Raw genomic sequence first — 277 nt, forward strand, 5'->3', positions numbered from 1 at the left:
GGCCGAGGTCGATCACCGCCAGGTCGTGGTGGTATTCGCTGACCCGGTAGAGGGCTTCCTCGGCATCCGGTACCGCGTCCACCACGTGCCCCTGTTCACCCAGGCGGGTATAGAGGTGGTGGCGCAACAGCGCCTCGTCTTCCACTACCAGCAGTTTCATGAGGTTCCTCCGGATGAGATGCGGCCGGACCTTCCGGCCCGGCCATCGAAGCATGCCCTCGCGGGCGCTGCGCGGTCATTTAGAACTTGTAGTTGGCGCCCAGGTAGAATTGCGAGC

Annotated in this window: 1 pseudogene; it reads right to left on the minus strand. The window is 63.9% G+C overall.

From position 1 onward, the window contains the following. Positions 1-160: pseudogene (locus tag ACLJNW_RS24755) on the minus strand (two-component system response regulator PhoP); the annotation flags it as partial. Positions 161-277 lie beyond the last annotated feature (117 nt).

The organism is Salmonella sp. SAL4457, from assembly GCF_046548235.1.
Taxonomy (GTDB): domain Bacteria; phylum Pseudomonadota; class Gammaproteobacteria; order Enterobacterales; family Enterobacteriaceae; genus Salmonella; species Salmonella enterica.